The sequence below is a fragment of the Endozoicomonas sp. ALB032 genome (assembly GCF_049310125.1).
In the GTDB taxonomy this organism is placed as follows: domain Bacteria; phylum Pseudomonadota; class Gammaproteobacteria; order Pseudomonadales; family Endozoicomonadaceae; genus Endozoicomonas_A.
On record NZ_JBLYNW010000001.1, the window covers coordinates 2,832,386 to 2,857,647 of the forward strand.

Consider the following 25,262-nt stretch of genomic DNA (forward strand, 5'->3'; position numbering starts at 1 on the left):
GATGGAACTCTCCGTAACAACGTGAACCTGGCTGCTACCCTACTATGGATGAAATTGAATGTTGATTTGTTGGATGGGAACTGCCAGGGGCAGGGAAAATAAATCAGCCTTGCTTACTCTTTTGTGACACCCTCGACAAGGCGGGGAGTGTCAAAGTGCGCAGGTCGAATAATGAAACAATCGCTTTTTGCGACGCTGCTGTTCCTGCTTTTAGCGCTGTCTATTGTCTGTCAGGCAGAATCGTTGACAAGACATTTTGTTATCGAGCATACGCCAATCACTCAGAGCTTTTCTGTAAAGCACAACTTCAATCCGTTGTTGGGCAATCCGACAGACCTTGCTGACACAAACGACTGTGCAGGATCAACTTTGCCACATGATGACAAGCCAGGCAGACACGGTGTTTACGGGCTAAAAATGAACTTTAGTGAGTCCATTTCATGGCGATTGCTTTTCGTCACCAATCTGCTGGTTGCTTACGAACTGATCCTGGCAACCAATCACGCCGCTCTGAGTGACAAACATTATTCATGGATACCTGCAGAAGCGCTTGTCACTGTCGGCTGGCTTTTAAAAAGCTATTGGAAGCCCGATTCGATGCTGTTTAAGTCAATGGGTCAGCTGGGGGTAAGTCAGGATGACTCGTTTGCGATCACCACTTTGGTGCTACCCGGACAAAGCCAACAACAAAATGACCAACAAAACCCACAATCAGAATCATCCGGTCAGCAAGCCTCAGGCTCAGGGACAACTACCCGTGTTGCAGGCTATTTCACTTATCCACTGGCGTCTGACTCTGACGATGGAAAGGAAGACCCTGAAGAAGAACAGCATACTTTTGGTTTAAATTGCTATGTCGCTGCCTGTTATGGCATTTGTAAATTCTCTCTATCATCCAACAGTAGTGAGTCTGATGAAGGGGCGCTGAATTCCGTTGAAAGTTCGACAAGCCAAAGTCATCACGCGATGAAAGAAAAACAACGCTCTCAGCCACGCGCCGATAAGGCTATTGCAAAAGTAGAGAGACAAGCTAAGAAAAGAAAAAAAGAGAAACGGAAAAAGGAGAAAAGGAGAAAGGAGAAAGTGTCAAAAAAACGCAGGTTTGAGGAAGTAGATGAGCATGTTGACGCCTCTTCTGACACTGAACAATCGAAGCGTAGGCGTACTTCTTCGACCGCTTCAAAAGCTCATAAAACTGTGCCAGGCATCATAAAGCATATGAACAGGTTAAAAAAAATCCTGACTGAAAACGATGAGCACTATCGCGCAAAAAAACCTAACCCGAAGATTCAGGTATTCGAGAACGCCATCCAATTACTTGAATATCTTCAACCTTGCGATATTTCAAAGGGCGAAGATGTTCATGACGGGAATAATATTTGTTCATGTTGTGAAGGTTATAGCAGTACTCATTATCGTGTCTATTACAGGGGTGAAGTGTTATTGACTGTAACTCAAACTGTTAGTGAGACAAGATTTGCTAAACAATATACATCTGGGGAATCTGCATATATTGAAACAAATAATTTGTTTGATGAACTCTATTTTGCTCCTGGTGCTCCCGGTTACCAATCTGCAAAAACTGAATTTGAGGCGTCTGCAAAATCAACTGGTCAGGTAGTCAAAGATTGATTCCGTTGGGCATGTTTAAACGGTAATATTTACTACAAAATGGAGTAGCGGGTATTTGTGATCGATGATTATCTGCCTGAGCTTGAATCAGTTCTGAAAATACGTCTAAAGGTAACATAGACGGAATTCCCGGTTTTTAGTTAGTTGATGTCGTATATATTGAGCTTCTGATCTGTTTAAGACAATCTTCTTAAGACAAAAAGAAGACACCACCTAGTCGGGCAAATCTGAGTTTTTTGTCTAGTATGATATTTTTGTCTTTATTTGAGCTTGGTTATCAACAATGAAGAATATGAGCCATGTCTTTATTTTTGCCAGCATCTTTTGGTCAGCTGGCGGCCAGGCTGTAATTCCTCACACTTCGTCATTGCTCTCCAGTGGTGGTGTCGATGCGATTCTTTCCTCTTTCTTATCTGACCCCATTCGTTTACCTGAGTCTAAGGTTGTTCCGTTTTTGCTGTTACAGAAGAAAAAAAAAAGGTTCGATAGTCAGTTCACCTGTCTCTGAATGGGGAGGATTACAGCCAGATAAAGCAACGGTGTTTTCTGCCTATCCATTCGAATTGAACCGTTTTGGTAATGAAAACAAGAAACAGACCAAAACGGGCAATCAATCGCCACCACCACAGCAGCAGCGACAAAGCAAAAAGCAACGCAGTGAAGGGCTGGGCAGTTCAGGTTCCTCTGCTGCAGCGTCAGCGTCAGCTTCCGGAAACGGTGAGGGTCATGCCAGGTATCTTGAAAAACTGAAAGAAATACTTAAGGCCACTGAAAAGTCGTTGAAAACAATGGATCAGAAAAAAAATATTGATGACTTTAATGAAGAAGTGAAAAAATTCTACGCCGAAAACCCCGGTATTCTGGAAGAAAAAGGCTCTCTGGAGAAGAGTCAATACCGTTGGAAAGCGATTCTAAGTTTACTTCAGCTTTATTTTCCTGGAAAGCTGGAAACTGGTGAAATGACACATGTTCTACTTGACTATCCAAAGCTTAAGAAATTACCAGTAAATTTAATCGAATTTTTTGCCAAAGCGGTGCTTCCTGAGCTTGAGTTACCCAAAGGGCTGCTCGACGACGAGTTAGTTGAGAGGGTTTTGGATGCTGCCAGCGCAGATATTATAAAACTCATGCATATTTATATTGGCTTCCCGCAGTGTCTTTATCAGCTGGTTGCGTTATTTATAACCGAGTTGCCATTAATGGCAGCCGAAGAGCCAAAAAACTATATTTTTCAGGTTAAAACAGGCCACATTAGTGTTTTTTCTATCAGGAGAAATAGCAAAGGGCATTATCGGGTTTTTGTCGCTGATAGCCTGAATGTTTTTAAGTACTACAATAATGAACAAACTTATTCACCCCTGCCGCATTTTGTCGCTTTAGCTTTAACACTGGCGATAAAATATCACGGCTTTACTGATTCCCGGTTTTACTTTTTTCCTCAACGTCAAGTCAGTCGCTTTGGTTGTGAGTCATTCGTGTTTCACGATCTGGAAACATTGTTGGCATTCCCCATGTTGGCTGATAACGGTTATTATTCAGAAAAAGAACCTCTTACTAAAGAGAAGATGTTGAGATTTTTTTTGCAAATAATGTATCTGGAGGGAAGTGAACAACTGGGACGATTGGTAATCAATGGGGAGGATAAGGACTTTATTGAAACGCTAGACAAGCCTGCCTTTGATACCCTTGATCTGGAATCCCTTGTTATGATGGCATTGCGAAATTGGAAGGACTGGGGGCTGGAACCAGATTTGGTTAAACTTTATCAGCTGTGCCAGTTTCCTCCGAGGTTTGCATATCTGACCCAAGGGCAGCAGCGTCTGAAACGATTGCTGGAAAATTTTCCTGAAGAACGCCAACAGGAGGTGAATCAGGTGATCGATAAGACTCGGGGCCTGTTATCTCTCGATGATGGAACCTGCCATAACAACGTGAACCTGGCTGCTACTCTGCTGTGGATGCAACTGAATATTGATTTAATGGATAAGAGCTGCTCAGGGCAGAAAAAATAGATCAGTACGTTCAGTGTTTACTGTTGGTGGTCAGCACTAATCCCTGAATATTCCAGAGTGATGTTTTGTTTCTATTTGAGCTTGGTTATCTGCAATGAAGTATCTGTGTTGTGCCTTTATTTTTGCCAGCATTTTTTGTAGTGGTCAAGTAAAAACGGACACCTGATTAAGCTGCTTTTTTCAATTTTTGCTTCTCGAAGTCTACTGGACTCATATAGTCCAGATAGGAATGTAATCTGTTATTGTTGTAGAACAAAATGTAATCAATAACATGTGCCTCTACTTCTGCCCGAGTATCATAAATATAATGATCCGTTCTTTCCCTTTTCAGGCTGCCAAAGAACCGCTCCATCACAGAGTTATCCCAGCAATTACCCTTGCGACTCATACTACAGACCATCCCATACTCCCTGAGTTGATTCTGATACTCCAGAGACGCGTACTGGCTGCCACGATCTGAATGGTGCATCACACCATCTCCAGGCTTTCTGCCCCAGTAAGCCATTCTCAAAGCTTCCAGGGGCAGCTCTGTCGTCATACGGTTACTCATCGACCAACCGACGACTTTCCGCGAAAACAGATCAACGACAGCCGCCAGATAAACCCAGCCTTCACGAGTCCAGAGGTAGCTGATATCAGCTACGTATACTCTGTCGGGTGCTGAAACTGAAAACTCACGATTCAAAAGGTTTGCCGCCACTGGCAGTTTGTGTTTGCTGTTGGTTGTCACCTTGAATTTTTTGACCACCCGAACCCGCAGGCCAAGCCGTTGCATCAGGGTTTTGGCCTGATAACGCCCTATGCTGTAACCTTTTGAATGCAGGGCTTTCGCCATTCGACGACTTCCATAAGAGTCACCTGATTGAGCAAAAATCTCTCGGGCATCTGCCTCCAGGCGAAACATCTCCGGGTCAATCTGTTGATTTTTTGCCTGTTGTTTATTCCATTAGTAGAAGCTGCTGCGACTAACTTTTAGTGCTTTGCATAGCGTTACGACAGGATAGGCCTTCCTCTCCCGCTGTATGAAGGCGTATCTTACAGCTGGTCTTTCGCAAAGAAGGCCATGGCTTTTTTTAAGATTTCCTGTTCCATTTTCAGCTGTTTGTTTTCAGCTTCAAGCTCTTTGATTCTCTGCTGTTCAGTCGTCAGGGCCTGATGGCCTTTGCCGGGGAAAGCCAGCTCTTTCTTCTCTTCACTGAGTCGAACCCAACGACGGAGGTTAGTCGCACAAATTCCTAGACTTCTGGCGACTGCTGTAGGCGACTGAGCTTGTTCAGTAAACAGTTTTCCAGCTTTGAGTTTGAATTCCTGAGAATAATGTTTTCGCGTTGCCATTATGAACCTCGTTACTGGTTGCACTATTGTGCTTAACGAGGTGTCCGGTGTCATTAGACCACTTCAAGCCAAGGTGGTTGAGGTTCTTAGACTGGTATTGAGCTTGAGGCATGTTGGTGCACCTGAATGTCTGTTTATTTCTTTGACAACAGATTTTAGGCAAATATCAATCGGGGTGGTGAAAGGCAGCTAGAATGTAAGTTGTTGTGATGTAGCGAGAGATTCCATTATGTTGACGCAAAATACAAGGCAGGCCTTTAAGCTCGCGTTTTTAACGGTTGTGTTCTCTTTATGCTCCCTGAATGTTCTCTCCGACGGTGTGAGGCAGGTAGAAATCTTTCAGAAAGTCGGACCCGATGAGGACGCCTACTCCGTTAAGGCAGTGTGGGACTCATCGGGCGTATGTGTTGACTTTGTCGTGCCTCGTTATGTGGGGACGATTCAGGCGTATGAAAACGGTCAATCCATGAATATCCATTATCTTGAATCCGGTGCTTGTAGCGAAAAGTCCGCTGCTACCCAGCTGTTCCTGGTGAAAAGCAAAGCACACTCTGAGAGAGTGGCGAAATTTTGGTGGGAGAAAAAGACTGGTGAGGCCCCCAGTGTCAGTGTGAGTGAAGGCGCGGATCCATATGGATTATTATGGATTGATAATGGCGATGCCAACAGGATTAAGGTCTGGGTCAGTTATGATGGCAAGAAGAAGCCTGATGGATTCGAGAGTCAGTAACGAGGGTTGATAGTTAATTTAAAATAAAAAGCCCTAATGGTTGCTAAGAACTCATTAGGGCTATTGACAAGTTGGTGGAGGCGGCGGGAATTGAACCCGCGTCCGCCGATTCTCCGCCTTCGGCTCTACATGCTTAGATTCCGTTATTAGGTTAACGCAGAACGACCCAACGGTCAGGGTGACACTGCGCGATCCTGAAAAGTTTAACCTGTCAGCCCCAGGCAGACATCAAGGCGATCCTGTTTTCAGTAGCGGTCATTTCCAGCCAACAGGCAAGTCGGAGTGACCGGGAGGAGGCAGGGTTTAGGCTGCCAGAGCTCCTTGGAAGTTGTCTTCGTTAGCAACTAAAAGGTTGTAGTGTTTTGATTTACGAGAATCACTACATTCTCGACATGCACCTAAGGTTTCGTAACCGTCGTCGAATCCAGATCGCCCCCGGTGAAACCTGAGGCTAATTATTCAAAAAGTGGGTTCAAAGTCAACCACTTATTATTAATGAGCGTAAAGCTTATCGTAGCAATAGTTAGTGGCTTCGATGAAACCTTCAATACTGCCGCAATCGAACCGTCTGCCCTTGAATTTATAAGCCAGCACACAGCCAAGCTGAGCCTGGGTCATCAGCGCATCGGTAATCTGGATCTCACCTCCCTTGCCCGGCTGGGTATCTCTGATCAGGTCGAAAATGTCCGGAGTGAGAATATAGCGCCCGATAATGGCCAGATTACTGGGAGCCTCTTCTCTGGCAGGTTTTTCCACCATATTTTCTACGCGAATCAGGTCATCAGAAATAGCCTGTCCGGCAATGACACCGTATTTATGGACTTCATCTTCCGGCACTTCCATGACTGCCACAATTGAGCAACGGAACTGTTTGTAGAGCTGTGCCATCTGTGCCAGTACACCAGGCCCATCGGCATTGATACACAGGTCATCGGCCAGGACCACACCAAAGGGCTGCTTGCCAATTAATGTTTCACCACAGAGAATGGCATGGCCCAGACCTTTCATCTCTCGCTGTCGTGTGTACGAAAAAGTACAGCTGTCGATCAACTGTCGAATATTGGTCAACAATGTTTCTTTGTCCGTACCTGCGATCTGGTGCTCCAGCTCGTAATTGGTATCGAAGTGATCCTCCAGTGCTCGCTTACCGCGACCAGTCACCATACAGATGTCCGATAAGCCAGCCTGCAGGGATTCTTCTACACCGTATTCAATCAGTGGTTTGGACACCACCGGCATCATCTCTTTGGGCATACTTTTAGTAGCAGGCAGAAAACGCGTACCGTACCCGGCAGCAGGGAAAAGACATTTTTTCAGCATAATCAATTGTACTTTTGTGATTTAAGAGCTTTTTATGCCCTTTGGGGAAAATGGCTAATACTTTAAGGCAGTGGGTATTTCTGTTCTATCTGTTTAGCCCGATGAGAATAAAGCGTTACCAGCCGCTGATGACTGCTATTGAGCATCTGCTGAGTCGGCTCAGACAACCATCCGTGATAATATCTGCCAAGAATGCTGGCGTTTTCCATTACGTATTGTTCCCACGGACCGAGTTGGTCAGCGCGAACCAATGCCTGCTCAAACGACGAGTCAATTAATGATCGCTGTGAACGAGCCTGAGCATAGTTGCTCCAGCTATAAGGCCAGCCAGGCCTTAACAGAATGGATTGTTGCCAGGCGTCAAGTTCTGACAGCTCTCCGTAATCATGCTTTGACCAGCCCGCTTGTACTCCCCGATCAAGTACTTTGGCACGCATCACCAGCAAGTCCGGAGAGCCTGGCATGTTGTCTAACGCCTTATCTGCACCATTCAGCGTGAGTTGCCACTCTTCTTTATCCACCGAGAAGCCGTCATCTTCTTTCGTTTTAGCAGCCCAATGATCGAGAAAGTTCTCTGTCTGGGAGCGCCATATCTGCGACTGCACCAGATTCCATGCAGTATTCAAGGCGGTTACCAGCAGAACTATCGCTGGAAAAACCATCAACCATCGCTTAAACATCACGTCCAGCCTTTAAGAGTGATTGGTTACCAAAGAGCGAAAAGGTCAACAAGTCCGGATTGATCATCGTCAACTGATCCCGAAACTCCTTACCGTACCAGTCATCCAGCACCTCTGCAGCAGCCTTCATCGCGGGTGGTCGATGTTTGCTGTGATGAGCATCAGAAGCCACAAATTGCACCAGTTCATGATCCAGTAGCCAGCGGGCTGTGGTCTGCGCCTTTTCACCAAAAAAACCGGGAATGCAACCCGCAGTCACCTGCAACAAAGCGCCCCTCTCCACCAGCGGGAAGATTCGCTCAGGGTAGGCCATCAATTCTTTATTACGTTCCGGGTGAGCAATCACTACCCTCACATGCTGCCGAGTCAGCCACTCAAGCATTTCTTCAATGCCCATGGGAATATTCTGGTGAGGCATCTCCAGCAACAGACAGTCGTTGCCCTCCCACTTGCCGATCATCGGAATACGCTCATTGCGGAGCTGAAACATCAACTCGTCACTGAAGCGCACCTCAGCGCCCATGGCCAGTTGAATACCCACGCCTGCTTCAAGGGCTAAGCCTAACAGTGCATCAAAGGCGGGAGCAATGGTGGTGATATCGTTATCGTAACGACCAGGATGCATATGGGGCGTACAGACCAACCGCTGGATATCATTGGCTTCGGCAATGCGCAGCAGTTCCAGAGACTGCTCCGGGGTGTCCGGGCCATCATCAATGGCGGGGATAATATGGTTATGAATATCGATCATGTTTAAAAGCTATTCACCGCAAGGGCACGTGAAATTATCGGTTGAGCAAAACGTTCGCAGTGCAGCAGGCATTAAACGGCAGCTTTCTTGCAAATCCTGGGCTTGTTGCTCTGAAAGACTTATGGATCAGGTTTCACCATCCTCGGTCAATCGCCAGGCGCGGACCCGCATACTGTTGTGGTGTGGGGAGAGCTGGAGAAAGACCAGCTCTTACCCGATTTAGGCTTCGGTAGGCAGAGAGGTTAAATTTGAGAAGCATTGCTTAGAACTTCTGAAGCCCACTGGTTCAGGCTTTTCCCTTTTGCTTCGGCGGCAGTCGCAGCAGCAGCATGAACTTCCGGTGAAATCCGCAGCATCAGATTGCCCGAATAGGGTCTCTGAACCGGACGCCCCGTTTTTTCACTGATTGCAATATAGTCATTAACCGCATCATGAAAAGCCGTTTCCAGTTCATCTACAGAAGAACCATGAAAACCAACAATATCTTTTATGCCAGCCAGATGCCCTACAAATATACGATCTTCATCATCGTATTCAACTCTGGCTATATAGCCTCTATATTTCATTATATTCATGGTTTAATCCCTGCCTGTTCCAGAAAACGCCTGGCATCCTTAATCCGGTACCGTAGCGATGCTTTGTCTGGGTGCGGTCTATGAAAATCAGCACGTACATCATTCAGAACGAAACTGACTGAAGAACCTCCCTTAGTTGTCCGTTTGGCTCCCAATGACAGAAACAATGCTTCGAGCTTGCGCCACTCAATATTGCCATTTATCGGGTCGGCAAATAGCGCCTTTAGTGTTTTTCTATTTGCATTATTCATGATTTGAAATGATAGCTTAATGCGCAATCATACCAAATGATATTTTAGGAGCCTAACGCCAAATTCAGCGGCACCAACGGAGCTAGTGTCCGCTGAAATTTTTTGGTACGCCCGGCATGGGCATGAAATTATGGGATGAAAGTCCCTTCTGGGTAAACCAGCATCGGATCTTGCGCCTAACAGGCCAACTGATAAGATTGATGGGCAATGCTACCCCACTCGGGTAGGTATGTCACAAGGTGGTCCACTTTAACCGCTACTGTTGAATGTACTTCTTGATAACCTGGACAAGGAACTGGAATACCGGGGTCACTGTTTCGCAAGATATTGCGATGACTTCGTGATATTGGTTCGCAGCCAATGGGCAGGGGAAAGGGTGATGGAAAGCATCACTCAGTACCTTGAACGTCGACTAAAACTGACAGTCAACCCGACCACAAGCAAGGTGGTGAAATTCACGAGATCGAGTTCCTGAGTTTTACCTTCACAGGGAAGAGAATCCGCTGGTCACAGAAGGGCCTGCTTCGCTTTAATTACTGCCCCATACTGTTACTGGATCAATGGATACGTCGGCGCATCCGTTGCTGTTTTATCAAGCAGTGGCGTAAACCGAAAACCCGTTATATAAATCTGATCAAGTTAGGCGTTGACCATATCAAAGCCGCCTCGATCGCAGCCAGTAACAAAGGGTATTACCGGTTGAGCAAAACGTTCGCAGTGCAGCAAGCATTGAACGACAGCTTTCTTGCAAATCCTGGGCTTGTTTCTCTGAAAGACTTATGGATCAGGTTTCACCATCCTCGGTGACTCGTGTAGTGCGGACCCGCACGCTTCGTGGAGTGGGGGCTGGAGGTTAGAATCCTCCGGCTACCCGATTTATGCTCCACTGAAGAATACAGACGGCGATATTTTGAACCGTTGTGAAAGAGCCTGAATATGATCTCTGGTTAGATTTCGTGAACCATTCAAGATCATTGAAACCAAACTCTTACTTCCCAGCTCACTTTTTAAATCATCAGCTTTGAGCTGATATTGATCCATTAGTGTTCTTAGAACAGCTACACCATCATCCAGAGCTTCAATTCTTGCATTGAAATCTGAAAAATCCTCAGACTCATCTTCCCATTTTTCAATGGATATAGAGAGAACTTCGATTAGAGGAAGATATTTATCGTAGTCTTCGATGAGTTCTTCCATCAATTCCAGAGCTTGTTCATACTCTTCCTCACTATGAATACGACTTACAAAGCCTGCTTCAGAAAAAAAGTCTAGAGCCTTTTGCTTAAGATTTGTGTATCTCATGTACCAGCCTCCTTTGCGTACTTCTTGCATAGTTTGTCGTATTCAGAGTGTGAGACGATGTGTTTGACATACATTCTACTGTCTCTGAACTCAATGAAAGCTATGAGTCGAAGGTTGTTGCCACCAACATCTATTACCCACCATTTATCTTTGTACTTGAAATTATCCAAGCTGGGGAATAGTGAACTCAACTCATTCGGGCTATGAAAATCACTATTTCTCAATGACTTATAGGTTGCGTCAATTGCAGTAGCATCGTTTGGATACTTTTTTGCAGCCTCGTTAAACGGCTTTCTTGAGATAACGTGCATAATAGTCTCTATATTCACGTATTGTGAACTCTAGCACGCATAAGGGAATTTTACAAATTGTGAACTAGAAGAATTGATAGGAGCATAACGCCTGGTTCAACCGCGCTGCGGACGTCGGTTGGAGGGGGCGCAGGCCCACGAACTGGAACCATTCGGTACTTATTGAGCCTTCTCCCCAGCTTATTGCCGAAACAATAAGCTAAAGGCAACCAATCAATCCCACATGGAGAAGACCCAATGGGATTCTGCATTAATTCTCACCCATATTACTGCGGTATAGATCTACATGCCCGAATGCTTGGTTGACTCGACTGGGGAGAGCTGGAGAAAGGCCAGCTCTTACCCGTTTAGGTGCGTGCTACAGGGGAGTATGAAAACTATAATACCGCTAACTTACTGATCTATAGCAGGTTGCCAGCGTGAAAAGTAAATACTTTCAGTATGTATTGTTTGTCATTTGCCTTAGTAGCTCATCTGTTCACTCTGATTACGAAGAGATATTAGATCGGCTTATGTATGATGAGCACAGGGTAGCATGGTGTTTTGGTGCTCGCAGAGTCTTAAATTTAATGATAGAAAATTTAAATCGATGTGATCATTGCTTGTCTGAATATTTCAATTTCATGATAGAAAATAGAATTCAAGGCATCAGGATATGGCGTTTATACCACTATCTATCTAATGAATCTCTCATACACTTTATCGGAATTATCCAAGATGGTATTTCCAAAGTAGTAACTCCAGAAGCTATTCAGGAAATGGCAGACTTGGAAAGACATGATATTAAGCCTAACTTTGAAATTCATCCAAATATTCATTTGTTCAATTTTCATGAATAGCACTTAACGATGAGCAAAGCGGCGGCACGTCTAGCGTCGTCTGCTTGTGCAACAACAGGATAAGATTGCGGCTGGGCGCGATCTATCCTTATTCGTTATGCGCTGCTGATGAGTGCGACCAGTGACATTGATAGTAGAATCAGGATACCAAGTGGCATTATAGCAACAACAATACCTGCAATAGGCCAGCCCAACCATTTTGGTAACCTTTTGGTAATAAAATCCCCTACGAGGTTTGATAAACTATGAACAGAAGAAACCCAACATAAGAATGCAGAAAAAATACCCAGAAATGTTACTGGCCAGTATCCTGCCTTATGACCAGCCGCAATGAATAATGCAGATAAGCTAACCCAGGCCAACCAAGAGAACCAATTTTTGATTCGGTTTGGTTCATTTAACCACTTAATGAAGGCAATCAATTATTAACCCCATGACTTTTTAAATGTTTTATATCTCGTTATTATCTTTAAGTCTTCTCCAAACATTCACCCATTCATCACTGTCTAAATCCAAACTTTTAATTTTTGTTCATGGCCCATATTTTTAATGCTGCCCCATTAACAATAATCGAATCATTTGGATAGATTGATATGGTTATTCCTGATTCGAGATGTTCTACAGTAGCTGGCTCACCTCGGATTATATTAATTTTGAAATCTTTTGGATCAAGATAAGCTTAGTTAATCAAGGCCGACTTTATTCTTTTCAGTTGACTCACTATAGAAAACCTCATACAAAATAATTAATTCAGGAAATACAATATAGCAGATAGTTGAATGCACCTTACTACTAAGCGCATAACGCCAAATTCAGGGGCAGCGTGTCGGCGCCGACCTCTGGATTTTTTTTATGAGTTTTTACTCAGAACCTCCTCAATAACTTTGACCAAGTCCTATTCAGGGTGGCATCGTTTTAACACTAAATCAGCGACACTGGTGTTTAGTCTGATTCTAATATCCTTCGTGGTTGTGACGTTGAAAAAGTATCTTGCCCACGCTGCGCAGGCGAACCTTTATGAAAGTGGAGCCATTGAAGAAATCTCGACGCATAAGGCGATGAAAAGTGGAACCCGGTTGTTTGGTAACCGCCTTTCACCACCCCTATCAGGAATACATGGACTCGTAAAAAATGCCCAAAATTTGAATGATCGTCCACTGCCTTTCCTTCAAGCCAATCACATGTTCCTCCTGATTATTGACCGTTAATACACTAAGCCCCTGGAAACAGAAAAATACCCATCTTGCTGTTGGGTTCTGGCAGGGCTTTTTTTTCTGGTCTGGAAATACACGACTTTGCTTTTTCAGTTCCTGCCTGATTCTGTGCTGGATAGCAGCATAGACCATCAGGCATAGAGTCATCACCATTAACAGGGCTTCAATACGTTCCGCTTTCTTCAGATAGAGCGAAGAGACCAGAAAGTCCGGGCTCTTCAGGAACCGAAAGCCGCCTTCAACTTTTTGTTGCGACTTATAAGTAGACAGCAGCTCAGAGGCATTCAAACTATTTTTATCCAGTTCATTGGTGCTTAGGATAAAACAACCCAGTGAGGCTTCTGCATGCTCCCTTTTCTCGCAGGAAACAAAGCACTCAGCCTGCACAAAGTACTCGAAGTGATCAGGCTTGCTATCCGGCGATGGTCTTCCTTTGCCCGAATAGCAGGGTTTACGGATAACCTCTGGCTCTGTTTCGCTTTGGCAAAGTCTCGATTGTTTCTGCCACAAGGCAAAAGCCTTCAATGCATCGTCCCGGCACAAAAAGGCCTTTTTGCTCAGCTTCTCCAGATCACGGGCCTCTTTCAGTGACTGCTTTTGCATCTTTCGGGTCAATGTTTTCCGTTCACTAAGCCCGCGCTTTTTGTTGAGAAACAGGAACCATCGTTGCTGAACCCCTCCGTAGCAGGAAGGCACTTCAGCTGAGTAGTAATCTTCATAGCCTTCAACAGGCACCAGCGACATGGTTGGCGCTTTGCAGACCAGCTCCTTTGCCTCCTTGATGTTCAGGGGCACCCGGGAGATAAACAGCTGCTTTTGCTCATCAAGCAACTGAAGGGTTTCTGCAACATACATGGCAGCATCAGCAACCAGATAGCGGCTATTCAAAGCGGCCTTAAAACATGACAGATGATTTTTGATAATTTCCTGAAAACAGGTTTTGTCGTTTACATTACCGCTGGCAGGGGCCATAAACACAGGGATGCCCGCCTGATTTTCAGTCATTAACTGCAAGACTACCTGATTCAGGTCAGGCCGGTGGTCACGGCTGTAACCTTGGCAGATATGAATACAATTTAAGTCGTCTGGATTGTCATGACTGTTATAGACTCCATCCACATGAAAGCTGGTGCCATCCAGATTTAATGCCTTGCAAGGAAGTTTCAGATGATTGACGACCTTGACGGCCAGATTGAGATACAAGTCGCTAACACCAGCGTCGTACAAACTGTCGAGAGCCCGACCAAGTACCTTGTCGTTCAAGTGTTCAGCCTGTATATCTTCCCCGATAAGGCGGTCAATCGGCTTATCCTCAAAAAACTCAGGGAGCATGTACAGAGTTTGCCCCGTAAAGCCCAAGCCATTGATGATCATTGCAACTACAGCTTGTCCAATAGTGACATTACGAACATCGGAGTCATTTGTGATACGGGCATCAATGTATTCGGCTATCTTTAACTCCCGACACATAGCGGCAACCAAGCCAAGGTGGTTGAGGTTCTTAGACTGGTATTGAGCTTGAGGCATGTTGGTGCACCTGAATGTCTGTTTATTTCTTTGACAACAGATTTTAGGCAAATATCAATCGGGGTGGTGAAAGGCAGTTGGTAATGTCATTTTATCCCTGATGAATGCAGGAAAGTCTCTGCTCTCACATATAAGGAAGCTGCACAACTTCTGGGCAAATAATGCGAAACGTGAACACCCTGCACGAGATGGTTGTTCAGGGCGTACAAGATTAGGTCTTTGTGCTGAGGGTGGGGCTTAATGTCTACCCTAAGCATATGTGTTAGCCTCGTTCTCTAGTATTAAGATCTTCTAATATTTTGACACCGGTGTTTAACTGATCTGCTTGAATTTCTGTATTAAATCCATGCGCTGCTTGATTTCTTAACACTATTATCTGTTTCAAGTACTCATGCTGTTCGATAGATAATTCTCCATTAGAATATAAGTGATCAGATAATTTATTAAACGCCAATCTTTCTACTGGAATGTTTGTATTTAAGGCTAAAATCCTTAAACAGCTTTCCAATGTACTCCATAAATACAACAGTGCAGCATCAAACATTCCTATTGTTATCAGTTGTTCAACTTCTTCTTTGCGCTCATTGATTTCATCTCTACTAGGTAGAGACTCATTGCTATATGAAAATAAATCAATCCCCTCATCGTCAAGGGTGACCAATATGAACCTCCACCCTTCGTGCTTTGAAATCTCATTTGAAATACTTTGGAATTTATCAATAGAGACTCGCTTGGCTGAGGATTTTATTTCTATGATAAGACCTTCAGTTCCTTTTGTGGCAATAATATCAGGCTGATAATTTTCAAGAGTGAAAGGAAGTGAGTCCCTCTGAGGCTGTATATTAACAGAGTATCCTTTCTCATGTAACTCTTCAGCAAGCTCATTTGCTTTTTGCTCGCACTTCTCATAAAAAGATTTCATAAATATTCCTCTAAAGCACTAGCAAGTCCAACTTTAATATATACACTTTCTTCGCCTGTTGCTGCTGCTTCAGCTAGCATAGAGGGCAAATTTGTAACACATCAATACCATCGGATAAATAGCGGCGATGGCTTTCAACGTCAGTGATTTGCACATCATCAGCGAATACAAGGCTGCTAAGTGCGTCTTGAATAGGTTTAATTATATTGTCCACATCGACAGGTGAATCATTACAAAAATAGACGACTGTTAGGTGTATGTCGTTATCTTCTGTTAAAGGTGGGCCACGCCAGAATTGCCTGGCCCTCCCGTAAATAAAATCTTTCCATGCTTGAAGATTTTCTCGCCTCTTTACTTGGAGCGACACTGGCCTTTTATGCAATAAAAACTCAATCACATTGTACTACCTTACTGAATTTTCGTAACTTGACGTTACACAGTCAAGCCTTGCTTTCTTGGATTTTGAGTAAGAGTAGTATTACCTATAACCATCAAAAATCAATAGTTGCGAATTTGTAGGAGAGGCTAACGCAGTGTGCCAACCCTTTGCCTGCTCTTGTCAAATGGCAATTGTATAATTAGCTGGAGCAAACAACGTACTTTGCTTTTATTGAAGAATAGTTTCTGTCTATTTCGAACTGCTGGGACGTCACAAGATGATGCATTAATCACCGGCACCTCTGCAACTACCACCCAAAGGAGAATGGTGGCATTAGTCAGCAGAGGCTCGTTCATGATTTTCGCCGTGATATTGACGTTTTCACAAATCCCATTCACCAGAAACCCGATAAGCCCGTTCGCAGTGCTGAACTCCTGACGCCCTGACCCTGAGCAATCATCGGGATAATTAGGTACATCGCCATTTAATGCCTCTGGTCAGCACCCTCCGGCAACACCATCCTCCATGAATACACTTAAGGAAAGGTTAAAGAAGTAGTACCTTCATGGAGGAAGATATGTTGTATTCTCTAAGGCTGCGCTATGCAGCTGGTTTTCTTTCACTGGCTCTGATGCTGTTATTCCCGCCACTGTCTCAGCCCCTTTCGGCCAGCACTTCTCAACAGTGCAATATTGGCAACCGTTACCTGGTGGGCCATCTGGAAACCGTGACTCGCATTGACCATCAGTTTGATACCCAACTTCCCGCACTGATTGACTCCGGTTCCACCACATCCTCTATGGATGCCAGGGATATTAATTTCGAAACCTCAGTCAATGGTTCAGACTGGGTAAGGTTCAAGATCCTGACAGAGCGGGGCGGTTATGGTCGGGAAGTGACCCTGCTCAAACCCGTTAAACGGTTTATTCGTGTACTAACCCATTCCGGGAAACCACAACGACGGCCCGTCATAGAAGCCACTATCGAACTGGGCAATATAAAAACCACCACCGAGTTCAGCCTTACCTCACGTTCCAAATTTCCCCAGAGTATTCTGCTTGGGCGGAATACGCTGGATGACCTGGCAGTGATTGATACCTCACAACAGTATCTTCTGGATAGCTGCCAGCCAGCCGGAGGCATTGCTTTCAGCCACTGAAAAGTGGCTGAAAGGCTTAAAAGCCTGGGGAAAAATCACGAAACCTCACACCCAGCAAGGATTTCAGACAGGTATTGTGTGCTCATGGCTGCCTTTCATTGCCGAAGTCTTCAATTTCTTACCGATCTTCACAACCTGCAATGACCGCAGAGATGGTTAAGAGCAGAATATCAGCAAGTTTATGATCTACTTTCCATTGTTGACATGCGTCATAAATGACAGATTCGTTATGTTGCTAATGCACAAAACTACAATTTGTTCATTTACCTTTGAGCCTGATACTTTTTATCTATTTCGAATACAAAAGAGTTGACTAGGGCTATACAGTATTGTAAATCTTGATCTTCAATTACTACTTTATTTCCTTCAAGATCGTAACCATTTCTGTGAATGATGTGGTGCCTTATGTTGAGAATTTCAAGCAATGTTGTACTGATATTAATCTTTATACCAATTACATTTTTGAACAAAACATCAATATCGTTAAGTCTATGCCAGACCATGTTTTTCATTGCATTAATTAAATATTCTTCAACTGTATGATGAAGCAAGTAAGGAATTTTCAGTGATTCAGTTCTAAATTTATTCTGCATTCCTAATCTTACAATCGCCTCCCTATTTGAAGAGATTTCATTTATGAAAAGGTCATATAGATATTTTTCCATCAAGCTTATTACATTAGAAAAATATAATTTATTGTGAAACTTATCATTACTTTGGTTTTCTATTATTTCTATACCAGAACAGAATTCTTCATAGAAACTACTTTTGCATCGGTCAGAAGTCATTTGGGCGATACTCCACACCAATACGTTCTTTTAAGTTTTCTCTATTATTAGTTGACGTTATGTCTAGCTGCCAATCCACACCCACATTTGAAGACCATACCGATATTGAAAATTCATTTCCATTCGAGTCTTCAAATTCATCATGATTTTCTGAAATGCTGTCCTTATGTCTATCTGCAAATATATTTGGAGATGGAACACTAACAACATGTATTTCCTGGTTGTCAAGAAAAATGATTAAATAACCTCCTGAAAGTGGAGGCATGCAATCATTACCTTCAATAGTAAATTTCATGCTTATATGTTGCTCCAATACATATGTGACAGAAAATTATAGTCTATTAAGGTGGACATCCTTATAGCCATTGAACTCAGTGACTTCGGGGGCTTTCATGATTTATCCCTATTCAAAAACCTCTCACCAGAGATCTTTTACCTGCGTGTTTTGCCAACCGTCGGCAAATATCGCGCCAGCAATGCCAGCGCCATCATGCAGATAAAATACGCTGAGTTAGAAGGGATTTGCAGATTAAAATCCACCGATGAGTGAATCATAATGGCCAGAATGCCCATAAAGGCTGTAAAGCCCATACCAATCATCAGCCGATTACGACGCTGGCGCATGGCCACAATGGCATGCCAGACCGCAGCAAGCACCATCAGCGCCAGAATGGCATAAGCGAGCAAACCAAACTCCAGGGGAAACTGCAGAAAATCATTATGGGCCAAGTCATAATACCCCCTCCAGCTACCATCGTGATAAAAAGGCAGTGTCGTATAGAAGGAGCCGCCACCGGAGCCGGTCAGGCCAAAATCGCCAATGGCATTTAGTGTCACTTCGGAGACATTGGGACGGGTCTCCCGTTCCAGTGAAGTCTGCTCAAGACGCTCCACCACCTTCTCCAGGCCAAACCATTGACTGACAATAGCAATGTCGATCACCAGTAAACTGACAAACAGCACCACCATACTCCGGCTCAGCTGTTTTCGACAGATGACGTACAAAAAGCCGGTCACCATCAGGCTTGTGAAAAACGCAGTATTCCCCATACGTGAGCGCGAGAGCACCAGACCAATCACCATAATGGCCAGCCCGGTGCGGAGAATTACCTTATTGCTCATCAGGGTTTTCAGGGTGCGGTGCAGCCATTCCTGCCAACTTTGGGAAGGTCGCTCATTAAGCTGGGCAATCAGCAACCCCATACCAGCGGCTAAAGTCATCTCCAGAAAACCGGCAAAACTGTTACGGTTCACAAAGGTACCGGTGGCGACACCGAAGTAAGAGGGCTTATCCCGGAACAGCAAAACCTCCAGACCTGACAGCGTAGTTAATGAACCAAACACTGCTTGTAAAATACCTGAAATGACCAGCACCCAGGCAAAGATTTTCAGTTTCTCAGGCCGGTCAATCAGTAGAAGACACAGGCAAAACAGCAGGTAATAAGCCATTGTCAGCAAGGCCGTAACCAGCGTGGCAAAAGGATCAATAGAGAGTGGGAGCCATTCGGGAAGAGGCAATTCCAATGCCAAACTGGCTTGAGAATGAATATCCCACGCATGGGGGGAAATCGTTTTTACCCAATTAGCCGGTAGCGGCGTTTGTTGTATAAACAGCCAGCTGGTGATCAGAATAAACCCAACGTGAAACCAGCGGGCTTTCTGAAAAACAAGGGTCACCGGCAGCCGATTCAGGGCATAACCCAGTAACCAGAACAACGCCAGCCCGAAGACCAGCATCATCATAATCCCCATCGCCCACTCGGGCTTGCTGCCTTCGGGTAACGGCAGCCAGAGCATCACCGCCAGCAATGCTAAAAAAAGAACTTGTTTCATGTTTATTTAAATCCGCTGCCCGCTGCTCATAAAAGTCTCAGTCTTATCTTTTTCGGGCAAGGCAGGCAGCGTCAAATCAATAGGCGTTAGGGTTCATAAACCCTTTAAACACGGTACCGATGATAATCCTGATATCCAACCACAGCGACCAGTTGTTGATGTATTCCAGGTCACACTCCACCCTTCGCTGCATCTTATCCAGTGTATCGGTCTCACCCCTGAAGCCGCGCACCTGGGCCAGACCGGTAATACCCGGTTTCACTTTATGGCGTTTCATATAGGATTCCACCAGGTCTTTGTAATACTCATTATGAGCCAGGGCATGAGGCCTTGGCCCGACAATGGACATCCGCCCCTGCAGCACATTAATAAACTGGGGCAGCTCATCCAGACTGGTGCGGCGAATAAAGGCACCGACTTTAGTCACTCGCGGATCACCTTTGGTGGCCTGGGTTACTTTACCCTCGCCTTCCTTATGTACCTTCATACTGCGGAACTGTAAGCGTTCAAGCAGGGTATAGACTCCCCCTACTTATCGAGATCGGATTTTAACGGATTGGCCCCGAATTTCTCTTTCCAGATTCGTGGGATTAGCTCCCGGATATCTCGAGCCGGATGGTAACTGATGCGCTGAAGCACATCGACGAAGTACTTGTATGGATCAATGCCTGCAAGAAGACAACTGACGATTAACGTCTGGAACACGGCAACATTGTCTGCTCCTTCTTCTGTCCAGCAAAAAAGCCAGTTTTTTCTCCCCATCGGGATACACCTGAGACTTCGCTCCAGGTGATTCGTATCAATGGCGACATCCGGATTATCCAGATAAAGCCGTAGCTCTTTTTCCCGTTTGTTCACGTAGCCAAGAGCCTTGCTCAATGGGTTGCTTTTCACCAGATTCAGGCGACGAAGTTGTTCTTCATGCCAGTTAAAGAACTGATCAACCAGTGGCTTGCCATTCTGTTGGCGGTATTCCCGCTTTGCTTCGCCTTGCAGCTCAGCTTTGCGGATTTCGTCTTCGACTTGATAGATCGCACCTATGCAGTCCAGCGCCTCTTTTGCGGCTTCTGGCTCGACCTCTTGTGACTTAACGAAGTATCTCCTGCTATGTGTCCAGCACTGGGCATGGATGATTTTGGGGTATTTCATGCACAGGCGGTCGTATTCCGAATAACCATCGGTCAGCAAGACCCCCTTATACTCTTTCAGATAAGGTTCTACGACCCTGCCAGAACGAGTGGTGGAGAAAGTAAAAGCTATCTCATTCTGGTCTCCGTAAAAACACCAGAAGTAGCCTCTTTGCATCTTGCCCTTGCTTTTACGGCCCGCTTTTCCGGGCGTTTCATCCAGAGTGAGGACACGACTTTCCAGACAGCTGTTGAGCACTTCGTCAGCGATGGGTTTGAGTAAGTGCCCGGCACGCTGCTCAAGATGTGTCAGGGTTCCACGGCTGATAGTAATACCACTGGACTCAAGTTTCTGATGCTGGCGGTAAAGCGGTGCGTGAAAGCGGTACTTCTCTACCAGCAGACCTGCGATAAAGCTGACATCGGCAAAGCTGCGATCAAATAATCCTGATGGTGCGGCTACCGTTGTTAGCGTCTGGCTGGGCTTATGGCGAACGACTTCGCGCTGATATTTCAGGATGACATAGCTGGCAGGGCGCTGCGCCAGCCGATAGGTGTACTTGTAGTCAATGATTTCGTACTGGTCTGCGTCTTCACCCTTCATTTCTGCAGCAGGCATCGGGATGAGTTCAACCGGTACATCTTCAGTAAAGCGCAGCCCCTGATCGGTCACACAGTCTTCAGGGCGATTCTTTTTCCGCCGTTCGTAAGTGATGGTTTCTGTGGGAGTTTCCTGCTCTTCAGGCTTGTCCTGAAGGATTTCTCCCAGCGCCAGCTGGTCCGGATTCTCAATCAGGCGCTTTTCGGATTTTTCACCAAATAGCTGATGTTTAAACCAGGCCAGCTGATGTTTAAGAGAAGCTATTTCCTGATCACGCTCCGACAGCAAGACCAGGATCTGCTGGAGCAGGTCCTGGTCAGTGGTGCCGGGGGTCGAAACAGGTAATTTCATGGCGGTTAAAGATAGACCTTTGACTCTCCTTTTGTGTAACGGGACGGTTGATGTTTGTAGCGTTTATATTGCTGAACGCAGCGGGTATCAATGCCTTCAAGGATGAGCTTCAGATCTGTCCACGCCATTGTTTGCTTGATGGATTTGCCTGCATGAGTATGAAACTGACCCTGTTCCAGTCGTTTGCTCCAGATACAGTATCCACTGCGATCAAAATACAGCACCTTGCACTGGGTTTGTTTGCGGTTGATGAAGACAAACAGCTGGCCGCTGAGTGGGTCTTCTTCAAGTTTGTTTCTCACCAGGGCAGACAGGCCGTCGTAGGATTTACGCATGTCGGTGGGCCGGTTGTAGAGCCAGATCCGAACCTGAGATTCTGGAAAAAACATGATCAGCGACGCATACGAAGAATAACACCACCGGGCAGCTCAAGTTCCAACTGCCAGTTTAAGCTGGCTGGAGGTTCAGTCAGCCCGTTTGGGACTTCAACCCATTCCGGGGCAGAAGCCTGAGCGATATCAAAGGAGTCAGTGTTGTCGTTATCCCTGAGTTTGCGCTTCCAGTTTGTGAATGTTGCCAGGCTTATGTTTTGAGTTTGGCAAAAAGCTTTCTGGCTCAAGCCACTGGCTATTTGCTGATCAATGATCTGTTGCCACTGCTCAGGGTTGAGACGGGTAAAGGGTTTTGTCAGTTGCTTCACGTTAGGTATCTCCTGCGTTGTTTGCAGGGGAAAGGCTGGCAGTCAGGTTGTGATTTTTGAAGACGTCCTCAAATGAGCGGTTACGCGGAACTTATACACTTTCACCTGCTTGCCAGAAGCACCGTGACGGTATTGCCTGAAAAACACTGGCCCCGGTGACGAAAGCTTCACGGCAATGGCGACACCTATCATCACGGGTGATATCAGCAACAGAATCAGGCTAGCAAACAGAATATCAGACATCCGTTTAATAAAAGCGTTACTGTTGTCCATGGGGGAGCAACTGATATCCAGGGTAACAAAATCACCGACTTTGGTAATGTTATGGTTTAACAGCGGCAGATCCTGCAGCCCTGGCATGTAACGAATGTTGGCGGTACTGTGGCGCAGGGTGAACAGCACCGGCTGAAGCAGAGAGTTTTTGTTAAAAGGAATACAAAGCCAGCACTCATCAAAGCCTTTATTTTCAGCAAGGTATTCTTGTAGCTCTGCCAGTGCCTGCTCATTATTGTGATGCTCAATCACATGTTGCAAACGGAAACCCAAGCTGTTGTCTTTGGAAAAATAGGCGCGCATTGCCTCAAAGTTACGGCCTTCGCCAATCACCAGCACATGCCGGGTATTGCGACCGCGCCGTCGAATCGACATCAATATACGATAGAGAACAAAGCGGGTCAGCAGCGCCATGAAAATGCCTCCCACCCCCCAGATCAATAACCAGATTCGGGAATACTGCGCAGAGGTTTTGGTCAATACCAAAATGGCAAACAACGTCATAAACGACAGAAGCCATGCAGCAAAAACTCTGCTGAGCCGCTCAATGAGTTTACGCCCCCGCCACGGCGAGTAAACATCACACAAAAACGAAAAAACCACGACTAAAAGGGCCTGTATGGCCATCGCATTCACATAATGGGTGGCATGATTCCCAAAACGGATATATTCGGACAGCTCAGCACAACCAATTGCGATGGCTATGTCCATAATCACCAGAGAAAAAAGAGGCAGCCGGGAGCGGCCCGATAACAAAGAGGTAGGCATTTACATAGACTCTATCTTTTTGGAGTACAACTCTTCTTCAGAATTCTCCACTGCGCTACCATAAACGGCAAAGCAGCCAACAACAACCCGATACAGGTTACGAGAAAATCCAGCGGGTTAAAATTTCGTAGGGGTAAAAAAAACTGCACGCTTTCATCCAGTGCACAGCCAATAATCAACAGTATTAACAACCAGCCCCGTTGCCAGAATCCTGAGCTGGCCAGATGTGCCAATGCAGAGAGGATAAACGCCATGACAAAATGCATCTGCAAATTGCCGCCCAGAAAATGCTCAATACTGCCCCAGGCCCATTTGCCATAGCCCAGACTCTTACTGGCGGAAAGAATCACCACAAAGGCCAGCCAGCCAGCCGCTATAATCCGTACCATTCACAACCCTGTTTATTGGCGACAAAGGCACGGAGAATGAGTTTTTTAAAAAGAAAAACTCCGTGCCTCCGTGTCCAAAACAATCACTGCCGAATCAAACTCAACAGTTCAGATGTTTTTTCTTCCATCAGCGCCACATCCCCCCGGCTTTCCACATTCAGCCGAATCACTGGCTCAGTGTTAGAAAGGCGCAAGTTAAATCGCCAGTCACCCATGTCCAGAGAGATACCATCGGTATGGTCCACCGCCACCGCATCCTTTTCATAAATTGCCAGAGTGCGATCAATAGCCGCTTGTGGATTATCCAATGTACTGTTGATCTCACCAGAGGATGGAAACAGGGCAATCCGCTCGGCCACCAGTTCAGAAAGCTTCTTGTTCTTATGGGACATCAACTCCGCCACCAGTAACCAGGGAATCATCCCGGAATCACAGTAGGCAAAGTCACGGAAATAATGGTGCGCACTCATCTCTCCGCCATAGGCCGCATCTTCTTCCCGCATCCGTTCCTTAATAAAAGCATGGCCTGTTTTACACAACACTGGCACACCACCGGCACTGGCAACCTGATCAGTAGTATTCCAGGTCAATCGGGGGTCATGGATAATTTTCGCACCGGGATAGTGAGCCAAAAACGCCTCGCCCAACAGCCCGACAATATAATACCCCTCAATAAACTGGCCTTTTTCATCAAACAGGAAGCAACGGTCAAAATCCCCATCCCAGGCAATGCCCATATCGGCCTTGTGCTCAAGAACCGCATCCACCGTTGCCTGCCGACAGTCGTGTAACAGCGGGTTAGGAATGCCATGGGGAAAGTGACCATCCGGCTCATGGTGAATCTTCACAAACTCCACCGGCACAGCAGATGCCTTAAACCGTTCCTCAATGGCATCAATCACATGCCCGGCAGCGCCATTGCCGGCATTGACCACCAGTTTCAGAGGCTTTAGCTCATCCGGTTTGATATACCCCAGAATGTGATCGGCATAGGGAGCAAGGTTGCTGATCTGCCGATAAGAACCTAATGGGGTATCCGGGGAGCCCGTTCTATTTGGCTCCACAAACACATCTTCAGCCAACCGCTGAATTTCACGCAACCCGGTATCCCCGGAAATCGGCTTGCTTTCTTCCCGCACCAGCTTCATCCCGTTGTAGTCTTTCGGGTTATGGCTGGCCGTGACCATAATGCCGCCATCTGCCTTCAGGTGCGATGTGGCAAAGTAAACCTCTTCAGTGCCACAAAGGCCGATATCAATCACATCCGCCCCGCCTGCCCGAAGACCGTCGCTCAGAGCAGCTTTTAACTCAGGCGTAGACAAGCGAATATCGCCCCCCACTACCATGGTTTTGGGTTTTAGATATTCCGCTGTTGCCCGGCCAATCCGCCAGGCGACAGCTTCATTCAATTCATCAGGCATGCGGCCACGGATATCGTAAGCCTTGAAACAAGAGCGTTTGGTCATTGTAAACCCCGAAAATAAAAGTCCGGC

At 45.7% G+C, this 25,262-nt stretch carries 26 protein-coding genes, 1 other RNA gene and 2 pseudogenes; 6 read left to right on the forward strand and 23 right to left on the reverse strand.

All coding sequences use genetic code 11. The features are described from left to right. Window positions 1-597: 597 nt before the first annotated feature. The 3 genes from ACO6VG_RS10550 to ACO6VG_RS10560 all read left to right on the forward strand — a co-directional run bounded on the left by ACO6VG_RS10550 (window position 598) and on the right by ACO6VG_RS10560 (window position 3,644). Entirely contained in the window at window positions 598-1,632 is a 1,035-nt protein-coding gene (locus ACO6VG_RS10550; protein ID WP_422473789.1) for a hypothetical protein, read from the forward strand. 283 nt (window positions 1,633-1,915) lie between these two features. Continuing rightward, window positions 1,916-2,140 carry a hypothetical protein gene (locus ACO6VG_RS10555; RefSeq protein WP_422473791.1) on the forward strand — a complete coding sequence of 75 codons (225 nt, stop codon included), beginning with the start codon at window positions 1,916-1,918 and terminating at the stop codon, window positions 2,138-2,140. A 31-nt stretch (window positions 2,141-2,171) separates the two neighbouring features. Next, window positions 2,172-3,644, forward strand: coding sequence for a hypothetical protein (locus ACO6VG_RS10560; RefSeq protein WP_422473793.1), 1,473 nt, complete (start codon window positions 2,172-2,174; stop codon window positions 3,642-3,644). A gap of 166 nt (window positions 3,645-3,810) precedes the next feature. On the opposite strand, the pseudogene ACO6VG_RS10565 reads toward ACO6VG_RS10560, so the two are convergent. Beyond that, a pseudogene (locus tag ACO6VG_RS10565) lies at window positions 3,811-4,979 on the reverse strand (IS3 family transposase). Between the two features lie 229 nt (window positions 4,980-5,208). Here ACO6VG_RS10565 and ACO6VG_RS10570 point away from each other — a divergent pair. Continuing rightward, window positions 5,209-5,709: a hypothetical protein gene (locus tag ACO6VG_RS10570; protein WP_422136883.1), complete on the forward strand. Its 501-nt coding sequence runs from the start codon at window positions 5,209-5,211 to the stop codon at window positions 5,707-5,709. Between the two features lie 72 nt (window positions 5,710-5,781). Here ACO6VG_RS10570 and ssrA read toward each other — a convergent pair. From ssrA to ACO6VG_RS10610, 8 genes are all read right to left on the reverse strand, one after another. Then, window positions 5,782-6,146: a transfer-messenger RNA gene (gene ssrA / locus ACO6VG_RS10575) on the reverse strand. 55 nt (window positions 6,147-6,201) lie between these two features. Beyond that, a complete protein-coding gene (gene galU, locus ACO6VG_RS10580) occupies window positions 6,202-7,029 on the reverse strand; it encodes a UTP--glucose-1-phosphate uridylyltransferase GalU (protein WP_422136884.1) in 828 nt (275 codons plus the stop codon). A 62-nt stretch (window positions 7,030-7,091) separates the two neighbouring features. Continuing rightward, on the reverse strand, window positions 7,092-7,709 hold the full coding sequence (locus tag ACO6VG_RS10585; RefSeq protein ID WP_422473795.1) for a hypothetical protein: 618 nt from the start codon (window positions 7,707-7,709) through the stop codon (window positions 7,092-7,094). Further along, entirely contained in the window at window positions 7,702-8,460 is a 759-nt protein-coding gene (locus tag ACO6VG_RS10590) for a tyrosine-protein phosphatase (RefSeq protein WP_422139873.1), read from the reverse strand. Before ACO6VG_RS10590 ends, ACO6VG_RS10585 begins: the two co-directional genes overlap by 8 nt. Before the next feature lie 242 nt (window positions 8,461-8,702). Further along, window positions 8,703-9,035, reverse strand: a complete 333-nt coding sequence (locus tag ACO6VG_RS10595; RefSeq protein ID WP_422136887.1) for a type II toxin-antitoxin system HicB family antitoxin — start codon at window positions 9,033-9,035, stop codon at window positions 8,703-8,705. Continuing rightward, on the reverse strand, window positions 9,032-9,286 hold the full coding sequence (locus ACO6VG_RS10600; protein ID WP_422136888.1) for a type II toxin-antitoxin system HicA family toxin: 255 nt from the start codon (window positions 9,284-9,286) through the stop codon (window positions 9,032-9,034). Before ACO6VG_RS10600 ends, ACO6VG_RS10595 begins: the two co-directional genes overlap by 4 nt. Before the next feature lie 876 nt (window positions 9,287-10,162). Then, window positions 10,163-10,588, reverse strand: a complete 426-nt coding sequence (locus tag ACO6VG_RS10605; protein ID WP_422136889.1) for a helix-turn-helix domain-containing protein — start codon at window positions 10,586-10,588, stop codon at window positions 10,163-10,165. Continuing rightward, window positions 10,585-10,899, reverse strand: coding sequence for a type II toxin-antitoxin system HigB family toxin (locus ACO6VG_RS10610; RefSeq protein WP_422136890.1), 315 nt, complete (start codon window positions 10,897-10,899; stop codon window positions 10,585-10,587). The genes ACO6VG_RS10605 and ACO6VG_RS10610 overlap by 4 nt, the downstream gene beginning before the upstream one ends. Before the next feature lie 419 nt (window positions 10,900-11,318). Here ACO6VG_RS10610 and ACO6VG_RS10615 point away from each other — a divergent pair, with 419 nt between their 5' ends. Continuing rightward, window positions 11,319-11,738, forward strand: coding sequence for a hypothetical protein (locus ACO6VG_RS10615; RefSeq protein ID WP_422136891.1), 420 nt, complete (start codon window positions 11,319-11,321; stop codon window positions 11,736-11,738). Window positions 11,739-11,833: 95 nt separating this feature from the next. Here the strand turns inward: ACO6VG_RS10615 and ACO6VG_RS10620 are convergent, their stop codons facing one another. From ACO6VG_RS10620 to ACO6VG_RS10635, 4 genes are all read right to left on the reverse strand, one after another. Then, window positions 11,834-12,160, reverse strand: coding sequence for a hypothetical protein (locus tag ACO6VG_RS10620; RefSeq protein ID WP_422139875.1), 327 nt, complete (start codon window positions 12,158-12,160; stop codon window positions 11,834-11,836). A gap of 684 nt (window positions 12,161-12,844) precedes the next feature. After that, window positions 12,845-14,479: an IS1634 family transposase gene (locus ACO6VG_RS10625; RefSeq protein ID WP_422472526.1), complete on the reverse strand. Its 1,635-nt coding sequence runs from the start codon at window positions 14,477-14,479 to the stop codon at window positions 12,845-12,847. A gap of 262 nt (window positions 14,480-14,741) precedes the next feature. Further along, complete coding sequence (locus ACO6VG_RS10630; protein WP_422139877.1) at window positions 14,742-15,401, reverse strand: hypothetical protein; 660 nt, start codon at window positions 15,399-15,401, stop codon at window positions 14,742-14,744. Between the two features lie 73 nt (window positions 15,402-15,474). Continuing rightward, window positions 15,475-15,798: a RusA family crossover junction endodeoxyribonuclease gene (locus tag ACO6VG_RS10635; RefSeq protein WP_422139878.1), complete on the reverse strand. Its 324-nt coding sequence runs from the start codon at window positions 15,796-15,798 to the stop codon at window positions 15,475-15,477. 559 nt (window positions 15,799-16,357) lie between these two features. On the opposite strand from ACO6VG_RS10635, the gene ACO6VG_RS10640 reads away from it, so the two are divergent. Next, window positions 16,358-16,939 (forward strand): ATP-dependent zinc protease, encoded by a 582-nt coding sequence (locus ACO6VG_RS10640; RefSeq protein WP_422136893.1) that lies wholly within the window; start codon window positions 16,358-16,360, stop codon window positions 16,937-16,939. Between the two features lie 263 nt (window positions 16,940-17,202). On the opposite strand, the gene ACO6VG_RS10645 is transcribed toward ACO6VG_RS10640, so the two are convergent. The 10 genes and pseudogenes from ACO6VG_RS10645 to ACO6VG_RS10690 all read right to left on the reverse strand — a co-directional run bounded on the left by ACO6VG_RS10645 (window position 17,203) and on the right by ACO6VG_RS10690 (window position 25,235). After that, window positions 17,203-17,727 (reverse strand): hypothetical protein, encoded by a 525-nt coding sequence (locus ACO6VG_RS10645; protein WP_422136894.1) that lies wholly within the window; start codon window positions 17,725-17,727, stop codon window positions 17,203-17,205. Further along, window positions 17,717-18,022, reverse strand: coding sequence for a hypothetical protein (locus tag ACO6VG_RS10650; RefSeq protein WP_422136895.1), 306 nt, complete (start codon window positions 18,020-18,022; stop codon window positions 17,717-17,719). The genes ACO6VG_RS10645 and ACO6VG_RS10650 overlap by 11 nt, the downstream gene beginning before the upstream one ends. Before the next feature lie 137 nt (window positions 18,023-18,159). Next, window positions 18,160-19,560: an O-antigen ligase family protein gene (locus ACO6VG_RS10655; RefSeq protein WP_422411900.1), complete on the reverse strand. Its 1,401-nt coding sequence runs from the start codon at window positions 19,558-19,560 to the stop codon at window positions 18,160-18,162. A 76-nt stretch (window positions 19,561-19,636) separates the two neighbouring features. After that, window positions 19,637-20,059 (reverse strand): annotated as a pseudogene (locus ACO6VG_RS10660) (sugar transferase); the annotation flags it as partial. 29 nt (window positions 20,060-20,088) lie between these two features. Next, entirely contained in the window at window positions 20,089-21,639 is a 1,551-nt protein-coding gene (tnpC, locus tag ACO6VG_RS10665; protein ID WP_422472703.1) for an IS66 family transposase, read from the reverse strand. Window positions 21,640-21,644: 5 nt separating this feature from the next. Beyond that, window positions 21,645-22,028, reverse strand: coding sequence for an IS66 family insertion sequence element accessory protein TnpB (gene tnpB, locus ACO6VG_RS10670; RefSeq protein ID WP_422452200.1), 384 nt, complete (start codon window positions 22,026-22,028; stop codon window positions 21,645-21,647). Window positions 22,029-22,030: 2 nt separating this feature from the next. Further along, a complete protein-coding gene (gene tnpA / locus ACO6VG_RS10675) occupies window positions 22,031-22,339 on the reverse strand; it encodes an IS66 family insertion sequence element accessory protein TnpA (RefSeq protein ID WP_422452199.1) in 309 nt (102 codons plus the stop codon). A gap of 42 nt (window positions 22,340-22,381) precedes the next feature. After that, window positions 22,382-23,380: a sugar transferase gene (locus tag ACO6VG_RS10680; RefSeq protein WP_422473798.1), complete on the reverse strand. Its 999-nt coding sequence runs from the start codon at window positions 23,378-23,380 to the stop codon at window positions 22,382-22,384. A gap of 11 nt (window positions 23,381-23,391) precedes the next feature. Continuing rightward, window positions 23,392-23,769 (reverse strand): VanZ family protein, encoded by a 378-nt coding sequence (locus ACO6VG_RS10685; protein ID WP_422136898.1) that lies wholly within the window; start codon window positions 23,767-23,769, stop codon window positions 23,392-23,394. A gap of 83 nt (window positions 23,770-23,852) precedes the next feature. After that, a complete protein-coding gene (locus ACO6VG_RS10690; protein WP_422473800.1) occupies window positions 23,853-25,235 on the reverse strand; it encodes a phosphomannomutase CpsG in 1,383 nt (460 codons plus the stop codon). Window positions 25,236-25,262: the final 27 nt, after the last annotated feature.

What these genes read in the sequence shown, in the direction of transcription:
- ACO6VG_RS10550 (WP_422473789.1), top strand. Translation starts at nt 598, where the DNA reads ATGCTGTTTAAGTCAATGGGTCAGCTGGGGGTAAGTCAGGATGACTCG.
- ACO6VG_RS10555 (WP_422473791.1), top strand. Translation starts at nt 1,916, where the DNA reads ATGAAGAATATGAGCCATGTCTTTATTTTTGCCAGCATCTTTTGGTCA.
- ACO6VG_RS10570 (WP_422136883.1), top strand. Translation starts at nt 5,209, where the DNA reads ATGTTGACGCAAAATACAAGGCAGGCCTTTAAGCTCGCGTTTTTAACG.
- galU (WP_422136884.1), bottom strand. Translation starts at nt 7,029, where the DNA reads ATGCTGAAAAAATGTCTTTTCCCTGCTGCCGGGTACGGTACGCGTTTT.
- ACO6VG_RS10585 (WP_422473795.1), bottom strand. Translation starts at nt 7,709, where the DNA reads ATGTTTAAGCGATGGTTGATGGTTTTTCCAGCGATAGTTCTGCTGGTA.
- ACO6VG_RS10590 (WP_422139873.1), bottom strand. Translation starts at nt 8,460, where the DNA reads ATGATCGATATTCATAACCATATTATCCCCGCCATTGATGATGGCCCG.
- ACO6VG_RS10595 (WP_422136887.1), bottom strand. Translation starts at nt 9,035, where the DNA reads ATGAATATAATGAAATATAGAGGCTATATAGCCAGAGTTGAATACGAT.
- ACO6VG_RS10600 (WP_422136888.1), bottom strand. Translation starts at nt 9,286, where the DNA reads ATGAATAATGCAAATAGAAAAACACTAAAGGCGCTATTTGCCGACCCG.
- ACO6VG_RS10605 (WP_422136889.1), bottom strand. Translation starts at nt 10,588, where the DNA reads ATGAGATACACAAATCTTAAGCAAAAGGCTCTAGACTTTTTTTCTGAA.
- ACO6VG_RS10610 (WP_422136890.1), bottom strand. Translation starts at nt 10,899, where the DNA reads ATGCACGTTATCTCAAGAAAGCCGTTTAACGAGGCTGCAAAAAAGTAT.
- ACO6VG_RS10625 (WP_422472526.1), bottom strand. Translation starts at nt 14,479, where the DNA reads ATGCCTCAAGCTCAATACCAGTCTAAGAACCTCAACCACCTTGGCTTG.
- ACO6VG_RS10630 (WP_422139877.1), bottom strand. Translation starts at nt 15,401, where the DNA reads ATGAAATCTTTTTATGAGAAGTGCGAGCAAAAAGCAAATGAGCTTGCT.
- ACO6VG_RS10640 (WP_422136893.1), top strand. Translation starts at nt 16,358, where the DNA reads ATGTTGTATTCTCTAAGGCTGCGCTATGCAGCTGGTTTTCTTTCACTG.
- ACO6VG_RS10645 (WP_422136894.1), bottom strand. Translation starts at nt 17,727, where the DNA reads ATGACTTCTGACCGATGCAAAAGTAGTTTCTATGAAGAATTCTGTTCT.
- ACO6VG_RS10650 (WP_422136895.1), bottom strand. Translation starts at nt 18,022, where the DNA reads ATGAAATTTACTATTGAAGGTAATGATTGCATGCCTCCACTTTCAGGA.
- ACO6VG_RS10655 (WP_422411900.1), bottom strand. Translation starts at nt 19,560, where the DNA reads ATGAAACAAGTTCTTTTTTTAGCATTGCTGGCGGTGATGCTCTGGCTG.
- tnpC (WP_422472703.1), bottom strand. Translation starts at nt 21,639, where the DNA reads ATGAAATTACCTGTTTCGACCCCCGGCACCACTGACCAGGACCTGCTC.
- tnpB (WP_422452200.1), bottom strand. Translation starts at nt 22,028, where the DNA reads ATGTTTTTTCCAGAATCTCAGGTTCGGATCTGGCTCTACAACCGGCCC.
- ACO6VG_RS10680 (WP_422473798.1), bottom strand. Translation starts at nt 23,380, where the DNA reads ATGCCTACCTCTTTGTTATCGGGCCGCTCCCGGCTGCCTCTTTTTTCT.
- ACO6VG_RS10685 (WP_422136898.1), bottom strand. Translation starts at nt 23,769, where the DNA reads ATGGTACGGATTATAGCGGCTGGCTGGCTGGCCTTTGTGGTGATTCTT.
- ACO6VG_RS10690 (WP_422473800.1), bottom strand. Translation starts at nt 25,235, where the DNA reads ATGACCAAACGCTCTTGTTTCAAGGCTTACGATATCCGTGGCCGCATG.